Raw genomic sequence first — 16,719 nt, 5'->3', positions numbered from 1 at the left:
CGGGTGGCGGTGGGCGGGGTCCGCGTGCGCCGGTCAGCGCTCGACCGTGACGTCCATGTACGGCGGGAAGCCCTGGACGTGGGTGCCGTCGTGCTCGAGGACGGACACGTCGCCGTTCTTGGCGACCTCGCGGAAGCCGGCGAACTTGTAGGTGACGTACATGGTCCGGTTGCGGCTGGTGGGCACGAACTCGGCGCGCAGCGTCACGCCCGCGTCGCGGGCGCTGCGGATCAGGTGGCCCAGGAGGACCGAGCCGACGCCCCGGGACATCACGCGGCACGACATCAGCAGCAGCTTCACGGTCCAGGCGGAGGTGCCGCGTTCGACGAGGGCGAGGCCGATCTTGCCGTAGGTGCCGTACTTGTCCTCCAGGCCGGCCACGAGCAGGTCGTGGTCGGGCGAGCGGCGGAAGGCGTCCAGCTCCTCGTAGGAATAGGTGTAGCCGGTGGCGTTGAGCTGGTTGGTGCGGACGGTGAGTTCCTCGGCGCGCTGGAGGTCGCGCTCCTGGGCGGGCGCGATGGTGAAGCGCATGCCGAGGGAGGCGAGGAACTCCTCGTCGGTGCCGTGGTGGGCGTCCTGGGCCTCCTGGCGCTGCACGTCGGCGCGGTACAGGTGGCGGCGCTCGCGCGAGTCGGCGGTGACGAAGCGGGGCTGCATCTGCGGCATGCCGGGGATGGCCTCGGCGTCGAGGGCGTCGATGCACAGCACCCGCTCGTGGGCGAAGCGGACCTCGTCGCGCTCGAAGGGCTGGTCGTCGACGAAGGCGAGGGTGTCGATGCCGATGTTGAACGCCTCGGCGACGGCTCGCACGGAGTCGGACTTGTTGCCCCAGTTGATCTGCGGGTGGAGGAAGTACTCGGCGATGCCGAACTCCTCCAGCTTGGCCATGGCCGCGTCGTGGTCGTTGCGGCTGGCGACGGAGTGGAGGATGCCGCGCTCGTCGAGGGTGCGGATGACGTCCACGACGGCGGGCCGGAGCGTGACGTCACCGTCCTCGAGGAGCACGCCGTCCCACACGGTGTTGTCGAGGTCCCACACCACGCACTTGACGGTGGTGACGGCCGTCGTGGTCATCGTTGTCTCCTTCGCAGTCCGCGTTCCTGGAACGCGTACTCGGCAAGGCCCACTTGGTGGAGCTGGGCGCTGCCCTCGATGATTTCCATGACCCTGGAGTCGCCGAGGTAGCGCTGTACGGGGTAGTCGGGGCCGCAGCCGTTGGCGCCGTGGATCTGGACGGCGTCGGCGGCGGCGCGGCCGGCGGCGGTGGCGGCGAAGTACTTGGCGGTGGACGTCGCGGCCAGGGCGCCGGGGTCGCGCTCGTCGCGCAGCCGGCCGGCCTCCAGGCACAGCAGCCGGGCGGCGCGGGCGTCCGTGTACATGGAGCTGATCATGCGTCTGACGAGCTGGTGCTCCTTGATGAGGGAGCCGAACTGCTCGCGGGTGGAGGCGTAGTCGACGCTGGCCTCCAGGCAGGCGTCGAGGATGCCGACGCATCCCCAGCCGACGGTGTAGCGGCCGAGGTCGAGGGCGGCGCCGACCACGTGGGAGACGCCGAGGCCGGGCCTGGCCAGGACGTGGCCGCCGGGTACGCGGACGTCGTCGAAGTACACGTTCGCGGTCATCGAGGCCCGGATGCCGATCATGTCCTCGATCAGCTCGGTCCTGACACCGGGGGCGTCCCGCTCCACGAGCAGGGCGGTGGGGCCCTCCTCGGAGCGGCCGACGACGAGGAACAGCCCGGCCGTCTCCCCGTACGTCGTCCACTTCTTGTGGCCGTTCACCACCCAGTCGTCGCCGTCGCGCACGAGCCGCGTGGTGACGGCCGCCGCGTCGCTGCCGGCGCCCGGCTCGGACACGGCGAGCGCGCCGACGATCTCGCCGGCGGCGAGCCGGGGCAGCCAGGTCTCCCGCTGGGAGCGGCTGCCCCACCGCTGGATCGCGTGCGCCACCATGGTGTGGACGGTGAGCAGGCTGCGCACCGAGGAGCAGGCCCGGCCGAGCTCGCCGGCGAGCAGGCCGAGGGTGACCGCGTCACCGCCGCCGCCCCCGTACTCACGCGGGACGGGCAGCCCGAGCAGTCCTTCGTCGGCCAGCAGCCGGACGACCTCGGGCGGGGTGCGCTGCGCCCGGTGCCAGGCGTCGGCGTGGGGAGCGATGTGGCGGTCGGCGAAGGCGCGGAACTCTTCTCGCGCCGTGAGCCGGCCGGCGGTCGGCGTCGCGGTCATCGTCGTGGTGTCCGCTCTCGTCTCTACTGGGGGACCGGGGCGGACAGCTTGCGGGTGACGAAGGCGTCGAGGGCGTCGATGGAGCGGAAGTACTCCAGCTCCAGGTCCTCGTTCTCGACGGTGATGCCGAATTCGTGCTCCACGAAGGAGACGAGCTGCATGGCGAACATCGAGCTGACGAAGCCGAGCTCGAAGATGTCGTCGTCGTCCTTGAGGTCGTGCACCGGGAAGAAGCGGGACAGGTACTCCGCGATCCTGGCCCTGTTGTCCGTGCTCATCTTTTTCCGTCCTGTCGTCGTCGAGGTCAGTGGTACTTGTGGAAGCCCTCGCCGCTCTTGCGGCCGAGCAGGCCGGCGGCGACCATCTTCTTGAGCAGCGGGGCGGGCCGGTACTTGCTGTCGTTGAAGCTCTCGTAGAGCACCTCGACGGACTTGAGGATGGTGTCGAGGCCGATCAGGTCGGCGGTCTCCAGCGGGCCCATCTTGTGGTCGAAGCAGGTCTTGAAGATCCGGTCGACGTCGGCGGCGGGGGCCACCCCGTCCTGGACGAGGAAGGCGGCCTCGTTGATGGTGAGCATCAGGACGCGGTTGGAGACGAAGCCGGGCACGTCCTCGACGACGATGCAGTCCTTGCCCATGCCGGCGAGGAAGCGGCGCGCGGTGTCGAGGGTCTCCGGCGTGGTGTGGTGGCCGCGGATCACCTCGACCATCGGCTTCATCGGCACGGGGTTCATGAAGTGCATGCCGACGACGCGCTCGGGACGCGTGGTCACGGAGCCGACGCGCGTGATGGAGATCGCCGAGGTGTTGACGGCGAAGACCACCTCGGGGCGCACGATGCGGTCGATCCGCTCGTACACCTTCTGCTTGATGCCCCAGTCCTCGGTGACGTTCTCGACGACGAAGTCGGCCTTGGCGAGCAGTTCGTAGTCGGTGGTGAACTCGATCTTGTCGAAGACCTCGGCCGGGTCGACGCGGGAGCCCTTGTTGAACAGGGCGTAGGCGCGCAGGCTGGTGCGCAGCTCGCGGCGCGCGTTGTCGAGGACCTCGTCGGAGATGTCGACGAGCACCACCCGGTGGCCGGTCTGCGCGAGATTCTGTGCGACACCGACGCCCATGACGCCGGCGCCGACCACCCCTACCGTCGTGAATTCCATGTCTCGTACGACTCCGTTAGCGTGCGCCGCGTACGGCGTAGATGTTGTGGATGTCCGTGCCGACGTACAGCTCGTCCTGTTCGGCCTTCACCGTGAAGCCGCGGCCCTCCAGCAGGGCGACGAGCCGGGCGACCTCGCCGTCCGCGTCGTGCGCCTCGAGCACCATCTGCTGGATCTTGGGCCAGTCCTCGTCGGCGATGCCGTCGATGACCTGGCGCTCGCTCTTCTGCACGTCGATCTTGATCAGGTCGATGCGCTCGATGCCCTGCTCGCGGATGACGGCGCTGAGCGGGCGGAGCGTGGCGGTGAACTCGATCGCCTCGAAGCGGACGTCGATGAGCTCGTCGGAGGAGACCAGCTCGGCGACCTCCGCGTCGGCGTCGCCGGTCTTCTGCTGGTTGGCGATGATGGTGCGCAGGTTGTGCTTCTCCTCGTCCTCGTCCGGGTGGAAGGAGGACATGCCGGAGCTGCGCGGGTAGAAGGTGAAGTTCGCCTCGGTCTCGGTGTCGGAGACGCCGATGTTGAACAGCTTCGCGTTGACGCCGTGCTCGGCGACGTTCTGGCTGAGCAGCTCGAACATCGGGGGCGCCGGCTCGAAGGTGTAGACGGTGACGTCCTTGGCCTCGTAGTGCGCGAAGAGGGTGAACAGGCCGATGTTGCCGCCGACGTCGACGACCGTGGCACCGTCCGGGATGGAGATGCCGTTCTTGGCGTACGTGCGGTGGTCGAAGATGTCCTCGTAGAAGTGGCGGGTCTCCGCCTCGTTCTGGTGGGACACCGTCAGGCCGTTGGGGAGCGTGAAGCGGGCCAGCGAGTTGCCCGTGTGGGAGGAGCCCTCGTGCTCGCGGGGCAGCTCGCCGCCGGCGCGCAGGATGTCGACGGCGGCGGCCATCCGGGTGAGGGTGGACCACTCGTAGACCTGGCGCAGCGTCAGCTCGGCGCCGAAGGCCCGCTTGATGCGCAGGATCAGCCGGGTGGCGAGCAGCGAGTTGCCGCCGACCTCGAAGAAGCTGACGTCGCGGGGGAGCTGCTCGTTCTTCAGCAGCTTCGCCCACAGGCCGTGCAGCTCGTGCTCGGTGGCGGTGGGGGCAGCCTCGCCGCCGGTGCCGGCGGTGGCGGTGGCGGTGGCGCCCTCGGCGACGACGTCCAGCTCGGAGGCGGGGAAGCCGGCCCAGTCGATGTCGGCGCCCGCGAGCCACAGCCGGCCCAGCGCCTTCAGGGCGACGGCCGAGTCGGACTGGCGCTCCAGCGGGTGGCGCATGGAGGCGACGATGGTGCCCGCGTCGCTGCCGCGGACCACGGTGGCCATGCTGCTCAGCGTCTGCCCGGGGCCGGTCTCCAGCAGCAGGTCGGCGGTGCCGAGGGCGCGCAGGCCGTCGGCGAAGCGGACCGGGCTGACCAGGTGGCGCGCCCAGTAGGCCGGGTCGGTGGCCTCCTCGTCGGTGATGAGGCGGCCGGTGACGTTGGAGACGTACGGGATGCTCGGCGGGTTCAGCGTGAGGGTCCGCGCCAGCTCCGTCACCTGGTCGGCGATGGGCTCCATCATCGACGAGTGGAAGGCGTGCGTGGACTGCACGCGGCGGTGGACGACGCCCCGTCCGGTGAGGTCGCGCTCCAGTGCCTCGACGGCGGCGACCGGTCCGGCGGCCACGCAGAACTCGGGGCCGTTGACGGCGGAGAGCGAGACGTCGGCGCCGAGCAGCGGGCGGACCTGCTCCTCGGGGAGCATCACGGCGAGCATGGCGCCGTGCGGCAGCGCGTCGATGAGCGCGGCGCGGCGGGCGACCAGCGTCAGGGCGTCCGTCAGGGACAGCACGCCGGCGAGGGTGGCCGCGACGTACTCGCCGAGGCTGTAGCCGATCATGACGGAGGGCCGGGCTCCCCACGACTCCCAGAGCCTGGCCAGGGCGTACTCGATGACGAACAGCGCCGGCTGGGCGTAGCGGGTGGCGTTGAGGCGGCGCTCGCTCTCGCTCTGCGGGCCGGAGTCACGGCCGAGCATGCGCCGCAGGTCCACGGCCGGGGCCGGAGCGGTGCGCTCGGCGGGCGTGGGGTCGGGGAAGACGACCTCGCGGATGTCCACGCCCAGCTCGGCGGCGAGGGCGTCGGCGCAGGTGTCGATGGCGTCCCGGAAGACGGGGAAGTCGCGGTACAGCTCGCGGCCCATGTCGATGTAGTGGTCGCCGAGGCCGGGGAACATGAAGGCCACGGACGCGGCGGCCTGGGCGGGCTCCTTGGCGCCCAGCTCCGTCGCACCGCCCGCACCGGCGAGCACGGCGCCGCGGTGGGCGCCCTCGGCGGCGCCGACGGTGCGGATGCGCACCGGGACGTCCTCCAGCGCCGGGGAAGCGGCGAACCGGGCCTTCAGCCCGGCCAGTCCGGCGTCGAGCGAGGTGCCGCTGGCCCCGCTGACCAGGGCGAGGTGCCACAGGACCGGCGCCTCGGACGGCAGCGCCGTCCGGTCACGGGTCTCCTCGGCGGTGATGGTGTTGGGGCTCATGCCTCTCCTTGAGGTGTACGGCCGGCCGGAAAGGGTCGAGCGCCCACTGCTGCCCCGTTCCCCTCCGAGGAAGTCCGTCGCAGCCAACTCTTACGGCGTCGGCTAGAGCGGGACCGGAGCAGCGGTGGACGCTCCACCGTGCCGGGCATGTCAGGTCTTTGTGCGCAACAGTCGGGAGCGGGCGGATGCTCACAGCATCCGGATCGCCGTCTCCGCGTGGCGTTTGGCGAGGTTGAGGGTGGCGGTGGAGTTGCGGCCGAGGGCTTCGCGTACGTAGCGCCGGGCCTGCTCGAGGGTGGCGCCCTGGCCGAGGACGCGTTGGATGGTGTCTTCGCGGAGGACGACGCTGTGCTGGGAGGTGACGGTGACGCCGGTTTCGTCGGGGGTGACGGTCCATTCGCCGGTGTGGGCGTCCATCAGTGCCGGGGTGGCGGTCTGCTTGTAGACGATGCGGCCGGCGTGGGGGAAGCAGATGCGGATGGACTCGGTGGTGTGGGTGCTGCCGTCGGCGGTTCGGGTGTCCATGGCCATGACCTGCACGCCGGGGGTGTCCTCGGTGAGGTCCAGGCGGGAGACGTGCGGGACCAGCTCGGGCCAGTCGCCGACGCGGTAGAGGAAGTCGTACACCAGCTCCGCCGGGCCGTTGACCCGCACACTGTCCTCGAACGACAGCACCAGCTCGTCCAGCCTCCCCCACCGCTCCGCGAGCCGCTTCAGGCTGTCGAGTTCCGCGCCCGTGTTGGCGGCGAGCGCCCGCTCCACCCACGCCACGTCCTCGGGCCGGTCGCCGATCACGGTGAAGTCGCTGTGCAGGCTCAGCAGGCTGCCGCCGCCCGGCCGCTCCTCCACCGTCCAGGTCCCGTTCATCGTCTCGACCGGGGCCTCGGGGTTGAGCTGGCGGAAGTCGATGCGCCGCTCCTGCGGGTCCTGCACCCGGCGCGAGAGCCACGACCGGACACGGCCGCCGGCCGTCGCCCACATGCGCAGCCGCTCGTTCCTCCCGTCGAACTCCAGCCGTTCCACGTGCACGTTCGGCGGGAAGAACAGCGGCCACTGCACCGCGTTCGCCAGCAGCCCGTAGACCACCCCCGCCGGTGCGGCCACCTCGACCGACCGCGTCCTGCGGTGCACACGCTCACCCGACACCACGACCACCCTCTTCATTCCTCGTTCACGATCCGTGTTGGTTCAGCCGCCGGGCGCGGGCGCCCACCACGAGCCCCGGCTCGGGGCGGGCCGCGTCGGCGAGCGGGGCGGCCGGCCTCAGCGGGGCCAGCGCCCGGCCCAGCGCGACCCGCGTCAGTGCGGTGCCGCGCGCGGCGACGTACCCGTCGGGGCGCACCAGCAGCCAGCCGCCCGGCGCCAGGCCGAGCGCCTCGCGCAGCCGCCCGTCCGGGTCGGCGAGCGGGGCGGGGCCGTCGGGGCCGGCGCCGCCGACGGTGCGCACCGACAGCCACTCGCCGTACTGGGCGGCCGCCGTGATGGCCACGCCGACCGGTACGTCACCGGGTCCGGTGCCGCCCGCGGCGAGCAGCAGCGACCAGCGCGGGTCGCGCAGTTCGGCGCGCAGCCCGGCGCAGCCCGTGTCGTCGCCGTCGTGGACGTGGGCGTGGGTGACCCGCTCGCCGGGCGCGGGCGCCGGGGTCGGTTCGACGCCCGACACGACGGCGGAGCCGGACCCGGCGATGAGCCGGTAGCTCTCCACGGTGGTCAGCGACGAGTCGCCGTAGCCGATGCGCAGCCCCGACATGCCGCCGAGGACCTTGCGCTGGATGGCCCGCCGCAGCGGGGGCACGTTGCGTACGACGGTGAAGACGACGGGCAGCGCCACCGAGGCGAGCAGGTTCTTGAGCTGGACCAGGAAGGTGGCGGCGCGGGTGGAGCCGAGCAGGGCCCGGCCGATGGGCAGGCGCTCCTCGTCGTAGGTGCCGAGCAGTTCCCGCCCGGCGTGGCCCTGTTCGACCATGGCGAGCTTCCAGGCGAGGTTGTATGCCTCCTGGATGCCGGTGTTCATGCCCTGCCCGGAGGCGGGGCTGTGCACATGGGCGGCGTCCCCGGCGACGAAGACACGGCCCTCGTGCATCCGCTCCACCATCCGCTGCTGGAAGGTGAAGGTGGAGGTCCACTCGGGTTCGCCGACCCGGACGTCCCGGCCGAGCCCGGCCGACAGCTTCTGCGTGAGCCGCTCCTGGGCGGGGCGGGGGTCGGCCGCGCGGGAGACGGGCGCCGTGTCCAGCAGCCGCCAGTGGCCCTCGCGGGCGTAGGGCACCATCATCAGCGCCTGCGTGCCGGTGTGGGCCCAGTAGATGGTGTCGGGCGGCAGGTCGGTGGCGACCGGCGCGTCGGCGAGCATCCAGGTATCGCTGGTCCGTCCGGTCAGTTCCAGCCCGAGCAGTTTGCGCACGGTGCTGTGGCCGCCGTCGCAGCCCACCAGCCAGTCCGCGTCGACGTGCTCCTCGGTGCCGTCCTCCCCGGTCAGCCGCGCCCTGACGCCGTCCGCGTCCTGCTCGAACCCGGCCAGCCGCACGCCCCACTCGACCTCCACGCCGAGCCGGGCCACGGCGTCGCGCAGCACGGCCTCCGTCTCGGTCTGCCCGATGACGAGGGTGTACGGGTACGAGGTCGGCATCGTGGAGTAGTCGGCGTCCAGCCGCACGAGCCGGCGCCCCTTGGCGTACATGGTGAACGCCCGGTTGCGCCGGCCGCGTCCGAGGATGTCGCCGACGACGCCCATCTGGTCGTAGGTCTCCAGGGTGCGCGGGTGCGTGGCCACGGCCCGGCTGGTGCGGGAGGGGCCCGAGGCCGCGTCGACGAGCCGGACCCGCAGTCCCCGTCGGGCCAGTTCGTGGGCGGCGGTCAGGCCGACCGGTCCGGCGCCCGCGACGAGGACCTGGGTCCGGCCGGTGGGGCGCGGCGTCACGCGGCTTCCTCGACCGTCTCGTACAGCCCCGGCTCGGGGGTGGCGAGCGGGCCCAGGCCCTTGACGATCGCCTGGAACTCCTCGCTGCGCACGGCGCGCTGGTGGGCCTCGGCGTCCTGCCACACGGCCAGCTCCAGGAAGACGTTGGGCGCCTTGGCGTGGCGCAGCGTCTGGTGGCTGACGTAGCCGGGCTGGGCGGACATGTAGGAGGTGAGGCGTCCCTTGACGGCGAGGAAGGTGTCGATGTCGCCGTGCACGGTCAGCTTGTTGACGAAGGTCACCATGGTCTGCTCCTGGGGTTCGGTGCGGGTACGGGGGGTCATGCGGCGGCGCGGGCGCGGAGCTTCTCGCGCAGGCCGCGCCGTTCGGGCTTGCCGGTGGGGGTGCGGGGCACGGCGTCGATCGCCTCGGCCATGCGGATGCGTTCGAAGGTGGCGAGCCGCTCGTTGGCCCGTGCGGTGATCGAGTCCAGGACGTCGAGCACGTCGATCCCCTCGACGGTGCCCTGCCCGTAGCCGGGGTAGGGGCCGGGGTCCGGGTCGTCGGCGAGGACGATCCCGGCCCAGACGAGTCCGCCGTGCACCTCGTCGGGCCAGTCGGCGACGATGCAGTCCGCGACGCGCGGGTCCTGGCCGAGGACCTGCTCGATCTGGCTGGGCGAGACGATCTCGTTGTCGTACTTGAAGATGTCGGCGAGCCGGTCCACCAGCCGCAGCGCTCCGTCGTCGTCGAGGTAGCCGACGTCCCCGGTGGAGAACCAGCCGTCCTCGTCGATCCGGGACGGCGCCTGCTCGCCGAGGTAGCCGGCCATGAGCTGCGGCCCGCGCACCTGCACCTCTCCGGTCGCCCAGACCTCCACCGGCTCGCGGGTGTCCACGTCGACCAGGCGGCACTCGGTCCCGGGGACCACCTGGCCGACCTTGCCCGGCCGGTAGGCGTCGGGCCGCTGGCAGTGGGTGAGCGGGGACAGCTCGGCCATGCCGTAGCCCTGGATGACGGGCACACCGAGCCGGTCACGCAGGTCGCGCGCCGCCTCGGGCCGCAGTCCGGAGCCGCCGGAGAGCACGGCCGTCAGCCCGGGGCCGCCCGGTGCGGGGCCGGCCCCGGCCAGCCGTCCGTCGGCGGCGAGGCGGTGCAGCCGGGCGGGCAGTCCGTAGTAGTGGGTGGCCCCGGCCCCGGCGGCCGCCGCGAGCGAGGCGAGCGGGTCGGGGTCGGTGCACAGCACCTGGCAGGCCCCCGCGTACACCGCCGAGTTGAGGTGCATCACGTGGTAGAGCGGCAGGTGGTTGAGGGTGACCGAGGCGCAGTCCAGGCGGTGCGCGAGCGCGGTCTGCTTGGCGTTGGCGACCAGGTTGCGGTGGGTGAGCAGGACGCCCTTGGGGCGGCCGGTGGTGCCGGTGGTGAACTGCACGCAGGCGATCGCGCCCGGGTCGGTGCGGCCCGGCTCCGGCGCGGCGGGCGCCGACGCGAGCGCCGTGTGCAGCGGTACGGCGTCGCCGGGGACCACGCCGTCCGGCGCGTCGGTCACCACGACGGTGCGCAGCCGGGGCAGTGCGCCGCTCAGCTTGGTCAGCACCTCGGCCGTGGCGGTCGGCACGAACGCCACCTCCACCTCGGCGGCGGCGAACACGTGCCGGATGCCCTCTTCCCTGATCAGCGGGTTGACGAGGACCACGGTGGCCCCGCCGCGGACGGTGCCGTAGTAGGTGGCGGCGAACACTGGGTCCAGCACGTTGGCCACACCGACGCGGGCGCCGGGCCGGCCCCCGGTCTCCCGCCGCACCCAGGCGGCGACCCGGTCGGCCAGGGTGTCCAGCTCCCCGAAGGTGAGCGCCGTGTCGCCGCTGCGCACGGCGGTGCCGTCGGGGTCGCGCACGGCCGCCGTGCGCAGCAGGCCGTCCAGCGGGAAGTCCGGATACGTGAAGTTCGGCACAGGCTCGTTCTCCTCCGGCTGGTCGGTGCGCGGCTGCGTTCACCGCTCGGCGGCTTACACCGTCGGCCGGAGCGCTTGAGGAATCTTCGAAGAGCGCTCGATCCGCGATGTGGAGGCTGTCCGTACCCGATGGAACGGAGGGCCGGTCCCATGACCACCACGTCGCTCGGCCGAGCGAGATCCATCCCCCGGGCGCCCGCGCGGGGGCCCGCCGAGGACGCGGACTTCGGCGCCCTGTACGCACAGGTCCAGCAGTTCTACGCGCACCAGATGCAGCGCTTCGACGCGCACGAGGCGGAGCGCTGGGCGGGGACGTTCACCGAGGACGCCGTCTTCGACGTACCGGCACTGCCGGAGCCGGTGCGCGGGCGCGCCGGGCTGGCCGCGTACGTCCGCCGCGCGGGGGCGCAGCAGGCGCGCACCGGCGAGCGGCTGCGGCACTGGATCGGGATGCTGGACGTCACACCGCACCCCAACGGGACGCTGCGCACCCGCGCCTACGCGCTGGTGTACGCGACGCCGCCCGGAGGCGGGCCGAGGCCGCACCGGGTGTACGTGATCGAGGACGTCCTGGTCCGCGCACGCGGCAAGTGGCGCACCCGCCACCGGGTCGTGACCCGCGACGACCTCACCTGACGAACCGGAGGAGAAGACCATGACGACGTACGCGACCGAGCCCCGGCTCGGCACCGGCCTGACCGGCCTGTACGTGGAGGCCCAGCAGTTCTACGCCCGGCAGGTGCGGCTGCTCGACGCGCTGCGGCTGGAGGAGTTCGCCACGACGTTCACCGCCGACGGGGTGTACGCGGCGCCGCCCGACGTCCCCGAGGTGCTCGGCCGGGACGCCATCGCGGCGGCGCTGCGCGAGGCCCACGCCCGCCGCTTCGGCACCGAGCCGGTGCGCCGCCGCCACTGGCACTCCATGCTGCAGGTGGAGCCGGGACCGGAGGGCACCCTGCGCACCAGCTACTACGCGCTGGTGACGACCAGCCGCCCCTGGGACCCGGCCGCGGACGTCGCGCCGAGCAGCGTGGTGGAGGACGTGCTGGTGTGGGAGGAGGGCGAGCTGCGCACCCGGGAGCGCCGGATCACGCCCGACCACATGACGTTCTGACGGTACGTCAGTCGCGCTGGCCGGCCGGCACGCCGGCGGTGAACAGGTCGGTGCGCACGGAGACGGGATCGGTGCCGTACGCGACCGTGCGGGTGATCCGCGCACCGATCGGGGTGCGGGTGACCAGGGCGGCGGCGCGGGAGCGGAGCCGGGTGGCGACCGGTCCGCCGCGCCCCAGCAGGGCCTTGGCCTGCATCCGCTGCATGCGGTGCACGGCGGCCGCGACGGGGCGGCGGCGCCGCTCGTAGGGCAGCAGCCGCTCCCGGCCGGCGTCGCCGGTGCGCACGGCGTCGACCAGCACGGGGTGGGCGGCGGCCGCGTCCTGGAGGGCGAGGTTGATGCCCTGGGCGCCGATCGGGCCGTGGGTGTGGGCACTGTCGCCGACGAGGACGAGCCCGTCGCGCACCCACTGGCCCGCCTGCGCCGCGAACACGTCCAGCAGCTTCAGGTCGGCGAGGCCGCGCAGCCCGTCGTGGACGAGGTCGGCGAACCGGGGCAGTTCGGCGGCCAGTTCGCGGCGGATCGCGTCGATGCCCCGGGCCGCCGCCGCGTTCCAGGTGCGGTGCGGCAGCGTCCAGCCGATCCGCAGCCGGTCCGGGTGGGTGTCGTGCACCAGCAGCGCGCCGCGCGCGGTGCGGTGGACCCGTACGTACCCGGTGGCCCGCCCGGCGGCGGGCAGCGAGAACCACACCACGTCCTGGTCGAACGCCTCCGACCGCCCCGCGTCGATGCCGGCGAGCCGCCGGGTGCGCGAGAAGCGGCCGTCGGCCCCCACCACGACCCGGGCGGGCACGGTCACGCTCGTACCGTCCCGGCCGGTGGCCACCGCCCCGGTGACGCGGCCGCCGTCGCGCAGCAGCGCCCCGATCCGGTGCCCCTCCAGCAGGGTGAAGCCGGGCAACCGCCCGCAGGCGTCGAGGAGTTCGGCCAGCAGGTGCCGCTGGGGCAGGGCGAGCAGGTGGTCGTACGGGGCGGCGAGCCGCCCGTAGTCGATGTCGAGCAGCAGCCGGTCGTCCTGGAGCACCTGGAAGCCCGCCAGGTCGCACCCGCCGCGGGCGCGGGCACCGGCCAGTACGCCCAGGTCGTCCAGGACGCGCTGCCCGCCCGGCTGGAGGATCTCGCCGTGGAAGTTCCGGCGCAGCCCGCTGGAGCGTTCCAGCAGGGTGACGCGGACGCCCGAGCGCAGCAGCATCAGCGACAGGGCGAGCCCGGCGGGCCCGGCGCCCACCACGCACACGTCGGTGTTCACCGCGCACCCGCCCGCACCGGCCCGGGCACGGTGCGCCCGACGACGCGGCAGGCGCGCCCCATCAGCCGGGGCAGCTCGTGGCCGCGCACGAAGAAGTGGTCCCCGGGCACGGTCCGCGTCACCACCGGGCCGGTGCTCCAGCGCCGCCAGCCGTCCATCACCTCCGGCCGGGCCAGCGGATCACCGGCGCCGGAGACCACCAGCAGGGGCACGGACAGCGGCCCGGCCGCCACCGGCCGCCGGGCGGCGACCCGCAGGTCATGGGCGAGGGCCAGGTCGTCGCGGAGCACCGGCATCACGGCCCGGTACCAGAACCCGCCGGGCGCCGCGCCCTCCGGGACCGCGCCGACCCCGTCGAGCAGCCCCAGCAACTGCTCGTCGGAGGCGCCCCAGGCGTCCGACAGGTCCGACCCGGCGTCGGGCGGCGGGCAGGCCCCGAGGGCCAGCAGCGCCGGCCCCGGCAGGCCCGCCTCGTGCAGGGCGCGGGTCACGGTGTAGGCGACCATCGCGCCCAGGCTGTGCCCGTACAGCACGTACGGCCCGGACGGCGCCTCGGCCGTGAACGTGCCCATCAGGTCCGCCAGCAGCGCCTCGCGCCCGGTGATGCGGGGCTCACGGCGCCGGCCCTCGCGCCCCGGCAGCAGGTGCGGCACCGTCTCCACGCCGTGCCCCAGGTGCGCGGGCCAGCCGTAGAAGGACGAGACGCCGGCCCCGGCGTGCGCGAAGCAGTGGAGTCGGACCAACTGTGCGTCGGACATCTGCCGTCCCTTCCCGATGGGTTCGCGGCTACGCCGCGTACAGGTCGAAGGTGGAGCCGCGGCGCGGCCCGCACACCACGTCCAGCGCCGGGTCGACGGCGAGCATCGCCTGGTGCAGCCGCTGGAGCTGCGGCGAGGGCTCCACGCCCAGGTCCTCGACCAGCCGGGTGCGCAGCCTGCGGTACACGTCCAGCGCCGTGGCCTGCCGCCCGGAGCGGTACAGCGCCACCATCGCCTGCGAGTGCAGCCCCTCGTGCTGGGGGTGACGGGCGATCAGGTCGGTCAGCTCGGCGAGGAGTTCGCTGTGCCGGCCCAGCCGCAGGTCGGCGTCGATCCGCCGCTCCACGGTGACCAGGCGGCTCTCCTCCAGCCGCATCACCTCGATCTCCAGGATCGGCCCGACGCGCACGTCGACCAGGGCGGGCCCCTGCCACATCGCCAGCGCGTCCCGCAGCAGGCCCGCCGCCCGCTCGTCCTCGCCCTCCTCGAAGGCGCCCTGCCCGGCGGAGACCAACTGCTCGTAGCGGTGCACGTCCACGCACTCCGGCGGGATCTGGAGCAGGTAGCCGCCGTGCCGGGTCGCCAGCACCTCCTTGGCGGTGCCCGGGGCGTCCGGGCCCATCGCGGTGCCGAGCCGCCGGCGCAACTGGAGTATGTAGGTCTGGAGGGTCGTCATGGCGCTCTGGGGCAGCTCGGTGCCCCAGATCTCCTCCATGAGGGTGGGAACCGGCATGACCCGGCCCGGGTAGAAGGCGAGCAGCGCCAGGATCTGGCGCGGTTTGCCCGCGGTCGGAACGATCGATCCCCCGTTGACGTCGGCGTTCAGTGGACCCAGAACCTGAATCTCCACGGTTTCCTCCCCGTTGCCCGGTCGAGTTCCCTCGATCTCGAAGCCGTCGGCGCCGAGCACGCTAGCCCCGATCCCCCCACCCGCCCCGAGACCTCGACCCGCGCTCGACCAGCCTTCCAAGGGCCGGGGCGGGCGGCGGCGCCCGGGGCCGCCGCGCTCGAGAAGGTGCGCACGCCTGCTCGAACCGGGCTCGCACGGGTGACCGGGAGCGGCGGCCGGCGGCTATCGTCCGTGGTCCCGAACGGAGACCGTCGACGGAGTCAGTATGGAACTGCGCCTGTTCGTGTTCCACCACGCCGGTGGTTCCCACCTGCCGTACCGCGACTGGCCCGGTCGCTTCCCGGCCGAGTGGGACGTGCGGCCGGTGGACGCCCCGGGGCGGGGGCTGAGGGCGGACCGGCGCCCCATCGAGGACGCCGGCCAACTGGTGGAGCACTTCCTCACCGAGCTGGACGCGGACCTCGACGGGCCCTACGCCCTGTTCGGCCACAGCATGGGCGGGCTGGTCGCCTACGAGCTGACCCGCCGCGTCCTCGCCGAGGGCCGCACCCCGCCCGTGTGGCTGGGGCTGTCGGCGCGCGGGGTGCCGCGCCCGGACGGCGAGGGCACCACGCGGCACCTGCTCCCCGACGACGCGCTGCGCCGGGAGCTGGCCGCGATGGGCGGCACGCCCGCCGCCGTCCTGGAGGAGCCCGAACTGTGGGAGATCTTCGCGCCCGCGATCCGCGGTGACCTGCGGCTGGTGGAGACCTGGCGTCCCACGCCCGACCCGGCGCCGCTGCCCGTGCCGCTGTCGGTGTTCGGCGGCACCCGGGACGCGGTGGCCCCGCCCGCGCGCCTGGCCGGGTGGGCGCAGCGGGCCGAGCACTTCCTCGGGCTGCACCTGTTCGAGGGCGGCCACTTCTACTTCCAGCCCGACCCCACCGAGCTGACCGGACGGATCACCGCCGACGTCCGGCGCGCCCTGGCGCTCGCCGGGGCCCGCGCGGTGCCGCGGTGACCGTACTGGACCTCGGCCGGGCCCCCGCCGGCGGCCGGGACGGGGAGCGGACCGAGGGGACGTCCGAGGGGACGGCCGGGACGGAGTTCCGGCTGCTGGGGCCGGTGGAGATACGCGACGGGCTGACCGGCCGGGACATCGTCCCGCCCGGTTCCAAGCAGCGCGCGCTGCTCTCCGCCTTCGTCATCCACGCCGGCCAGCTCCTGTCGGTCGACCGGCTCACCGAGGAGCTGTGGGGCGACCGTCCGCCGTCGAACGCCGCCAACGCCCTCCAGGCCCATGTGGCCCGGCTGCGGCGGCTGCTGCCCGCGCCCGGCGGCGGCCACGAGTGGATCAGCACCCTGCCGGCCGGCTACCTGCTGACCCTCGGCCCGGCCACCACCGACGTCCAGCGCTTCCACCGGCTGTCCGCCAAGGGCCGCGCGGCGCTCGCCTCCGACCCCGGCTACGCGGCCGAACTGCTGCGCCGCGCCCTGTCGCTGTGGCGCGGCCCCGCGCTCCAGGACAGCGGGAAGGGACCGATCTGCACCACGGAGGCCGACCGGCTCGAGGAGAACCGCCTCACCACCCTGGAGACCCTGTACGAGGCGAGCCTGCGCTGCGCCCAGCACGGCGAGATCACCGGCGAGCTGGAGAAGCTGACGGCCGATCACCCCCTGCGGGAGCGGTTCTACGACCTGCTGATGCTGGCCCTGTACCGCGGCGGGCGGCAGGCCGAGGCCCTCGGCGTGTACGAGCGGGCGCGCCGCCGCCTGATGGACGCGCTCGGCATCGAGCCGGGACCGGCGCTGCGCGGCCGGATGGAGGCCATCCTCAACCACGCCCCCCATCTGTCCGCCCCGGCCCCGCACTCCCACGCCCCGGCGCGGGCGGTCGCCCTGACGGAGGCCCTCGCCCTGGGCGGGGAGATCGCCCGGCTGCGGCGGCGCATCGACGAACTGGGCCTGGAACAGGAGGCCCTGGTACGGCGCTTCGACGCCATGATCGCCCGCCTGCCGGGCGGTACGTAGCCGG

16 protein-coding genes are annotated in these 16,719 nt (G+C 73.5%); 4 read left to right on the top strand and 12 right to left on the bottom strand.

From position 1 onward, the window contains the following. Nucleotides 1-33: 33 nt before the first annotated feature. The 9 genes from E2B92_RS31230 to E2B92_RS31190 all read right to left on the bottom strand — a co-directional run bounded on the left by E2B92_RS31230 (nucleotide 34) and on the right by E2B92_RS31190 (nucleotide 10,734). A complete protein-coding gene (locus E2B92_RS31230) occupies nucleotides 34-1,074 on the bottom strand; it encodes an HAD-IIIC family phosphatase (protein ID WP_126883824.1) in 1,041 nt (346 codons plus the stop codon). Then, on the bottom strand, nucleotides 1,071-2,225 hold the full coding sequence (locus E2B92_RS31225) for an acyl-CoA dehydrogenase family protein (protein ID WP_126883825.1): 1,155 nt from the start codon (nucleotides 2,223-2,225) through the stop codon (nucleotides 1,071-1,073). Before E2B92_RS31225 ends, E2B92_RS31230 begins: the two co-directional genes overlap by 4 nt. 23 nt (nucleotides 2,226-2,248) lie before the next feature. After that, nucleotides 2,249-2,503 (bottom strand): phosphopantetheine-binding protein, encoded by a 255-nt coding sequence (locus E2B92_RS31220; RefSeq protein WP_126883826.1) that lies wholly within the window; start codon nucleotides 2,501-2,503, stop codon nucleotides 2,249-2,251. A 26-nt stretch (nucleotides 2,504-2,529) separates the two neighbouring features. After that, complete coding sequence (locus tag E2B92_RS31215; protein ID WP_126883827.1) at nucleotides 2,530-3,381, bottom strand: 3-hydroxyacyl-CoA dehydrogenase family protein; 852 nt, start codon at nucleotides 3,379-3,381, stop codon at nucleotides 2,530-2,532. A 16-nt stretch (nucleotides 3,382-3,397) separates the two neighbouring features. Further along, nucleotides 3,398-5,881 (bottom strand): FkbM family methyltransferase, encoded by a 2,484-nt coding sequence (locus E2B92_RS31210; RefSeq protein WP_126883828.1) that lies wholly within the window; start codon nucleotides 5,879-5,881, stop codon nucleotides 3,398-3,400. 189 nt (nucleotides 5,882-6,070) lie between these two features. Beyond that, nucleotides 6,071-7,045: an aromatase/cyclase gene (locus E2B92_RS31205; RefSeq protein ID WP_126883829.1), complete on the bottom strand. Its 975-nt coding sequence runs from the start codon at nucleotides 7,043-7,045 to the stop codon at nucleotides 6,071-6,073. Between the two features lie 7 nt (nucleotides 7,046-7,052). Continuing rightward, nucleotides 7,053-8,801, bottom strand: a complete 1,749-nt coding sequence (locus E2B92_RS31200; RefSeq protein WP_126883830.1) for an FAD-dependent oxidoreductase — start codon at nucleotides 8,799-8,801, stop codon at nucleotides 7,053-7,055. Beyond that, a complete protein-coding gene (locus E2B92_RS31195) occupies nucleotides 8,798-9,085 on the bottom strand; it encodes an antibiotic biosynthesis monooxygenase family protein (protein ID WP_160159809.1) in 288 nt (95 codons plus the stop codon). Before E2B92_RS31195 ends, E2B92_RS31200 begins: the two co-directional genes overlap by 4 nt. Before the next feature lie 35 nt (nucleotides 9,086-9,120). Continuing rightward, complete coding sequence (locus E2B92_RS31190) at nucleotides 9,121-10,734, bottom strand: class I adenylate-forming enzyme family protein (RefSeq protein ID WP_126883832.1); 1,614 nt, start codon at nucleotides 10,732-10,734, stop codon at nucleotides 9,121-9,123. A 150-nt stretch (nucleotides 10,735-10,884) separates the two neighbouring features. Between E2B92_RS31190 and E2B92_RS31185 the strand changes: the two genes are divergently transcribed. Beyond that, complete coding sequence (locus E2B92_RS31185) at nucleotides 10,885-11,370, top strand: nuclear transport factor 2 family protein (protein WP_126883833.1); 486 nt, start codon at nucleotides 10,885-10,887, stop codon at nucleotides 11,368-11,370. Nucleotides 11,371-11,389: 19 nt separating this feature from the next. Further along, nucleotides 11,390-11,848, top strand: coding sequence for a nuclear transport factor 2 family protein (locus E2B92_RS31180; protein ID WP_126883834.1), 459 nt, complete (start codon nucleotides 11,390-11,392; stop codon nucleotides 11,846-11,848). 7 nt (nucleotides 11,849-11,855) lie between these two features. Here the strand turns inward: E2B92_RS31180 and E2B92_RS31175 are convergent, their stop codons facing one another. From E2B92_RS31175 to E2B92_RS31165, 3 genes are read right to left on the bottom strand one after another with little or no spacing between them, the layout of a single operon-like run. After that, nucleotides 11,856-13,097 carry an FAD-dependent monooxygenase gene (locus E2B92_RS31175; protein WP_126883835.1) on the bottom strand — a complete coding sequence of 414 codons (1,242 nt, stop codon included), beginning with the start codon at nucleotides 13,095-13,097 and terminating at the stop codon, nucleotides 11,856-11,858. Continuing rightward, nucleotides 13,094-13,855, bottom strand: coding sequence for a thioesterase II family protein (locus E2B92_RS31170; RefSeq protein ID WP_126883836.1), 762 nt, complete (start codon nucleotides 13,853-13,855; stop codon nucleotides 13,094-13,096). Before E2B92_RS31170 ends, E2B92_RS31175 begins: the two co-directional genes overlap by 4 nt. A gap of 28 nt (nucleotides 13,856-13,883) precedes the next feature. Beyond that, nucleotides 13,884-14,705 (bottom strand): AfsR/SARP family transcriptional regulator, encoded by an 822-nt coding sequence (locus E2B92_RS31165; RefSeq protein WP_126883837.1) that lies wholly within the window; start codon nucleotides 14,703-14,705, stop codon nucleotides 13,884-13,886. A gap of 265 nt (nucleotides 14,706-14,970) precedes the next feature. On the opposite strand from E2B92_RS31165, the gene E2B92_RS31160 reads away from it, so the two are divergent. After that, the gene (locus E2B92_RS31160) at nucleotides 14,971-15,705 is read left to right on the top strand and encodes a thioesterase II family protein (protein WP_126883838.1); all 735 of its coding nucleotides are present in this window, start codon (nucleotides 14,971-14,973) and stop codon (nucleotides 15,703-15,705) included. After that, the gene (locus E2B92_RS31155) at nucleotides 15,702-16,715 is read left to right on the top strand and encodes an AfsR/SARP family transcriptional regulator (RefSeq protein WP_235024063.1); all 1,014 of its coding nucleotides are present in this window, start codon (nucleotides 15,702-15,704) and stop codon (nucleotides 16,713-16,715) included. The genes E2B92_RS31160 and E2B92_RS31155 overlap by 4 nt, the downstream gene beginning before the upstream one ends. Nucleotides 16,716-16,719 lie beyond the last annotated feature (4 nt).

It is taken from the genome of Streptomyces sp. WAC05374 (assembly GCF_004353505.1).
In the GTDB taxonomy this organism is placed as follows: Bacteria; Actinomycetota; Actinomycetes; order Streptomycetales; family Streptomycetaceae; genus Streptomyces.
This window is presented reverse-complemented; position numbering and strand designations above follow the sequence as displayed.

Bases quoted from the DNA above. Each gene is read 5' to 3' on its own strand.
- E2B92_RS31230 (WP_126883824.1), bottom strand. From the start codon at position 1,074: ATGACCACGACGGCCGTCACCACCGTCAAGTGCGTGGTGTGGGACCTC.
- E2B92_RS31225 (WP_126883825.1), bottom strand. From the start codon at position 2,225: ATGACCGCGACGCCGACCGCCGGCCGGCTCACGGCGCGAGAAGAGTTC.
- E2B92_RS31220 (WP_126883826.1), bottom strand. From the start codon at position 2,503: ATGAGCACGGACAACAGGGCCAGGATCGCGGAGTACCTGTCCCGCTTC.
- E2B92_RS31215 (WP_126883827.1), bottom strand. From the start codon at position 3,381: ATGGAATTCACGACGGTAGGGGTGGTCGGCGCCGGCGTCATGGGCGTC.
- E2B92_RS31210 (WP_126883828.1), bottom strand. From the start codon at position 5,881: ATGAGCCCCAACACCATCACCGCCGAGGAGACCCGTGACCGGACGGCG.
- E2B92_RS31205 (WP_126883829.1), bottom strand. From the start codon at position 7,045: ATGAAGAGGGTGGTCGTGGTGTCGGGTGAGCGTGTGCACCGCAGGACG.
- E2B92_RS31195 (WP_160159809.1), bottom strand. From the start codon at position 9,085: ATGGTGACCTTCGTCAACAAGCTGACCGTGCACGGCGACATCGACACC.
- E2B92_RS31185 (WP_126883833.1), top strand. From the start codon at position 10,885: ATGACCACCACGTCGCTCGGCCGAGCGAGATCCATCCCCCGGGCGCCC.
- E2B92_RS31180 (WP_126883834.1), top strand. From the start codon at position 11,390: ATGACGACGTACGCGACCGAGCCCCGGCTCGGCACCGGCCTGACCGGC.
- E2B92_RS31170 (WP_126883836.1), bottom strand. From the start codon at position 13,855: ATGTCCGACGCACAGTTGGTCCGACTCCACTGCTTCGCGCACGCCGGG.
- E2B92_RS31160 (WP_126883838.1), top strand. From the start codon at position 14,971: ATGGAACTGCGCCTGTTCGTGTTCCACCACGCCGGTGGTTCCCACCTG.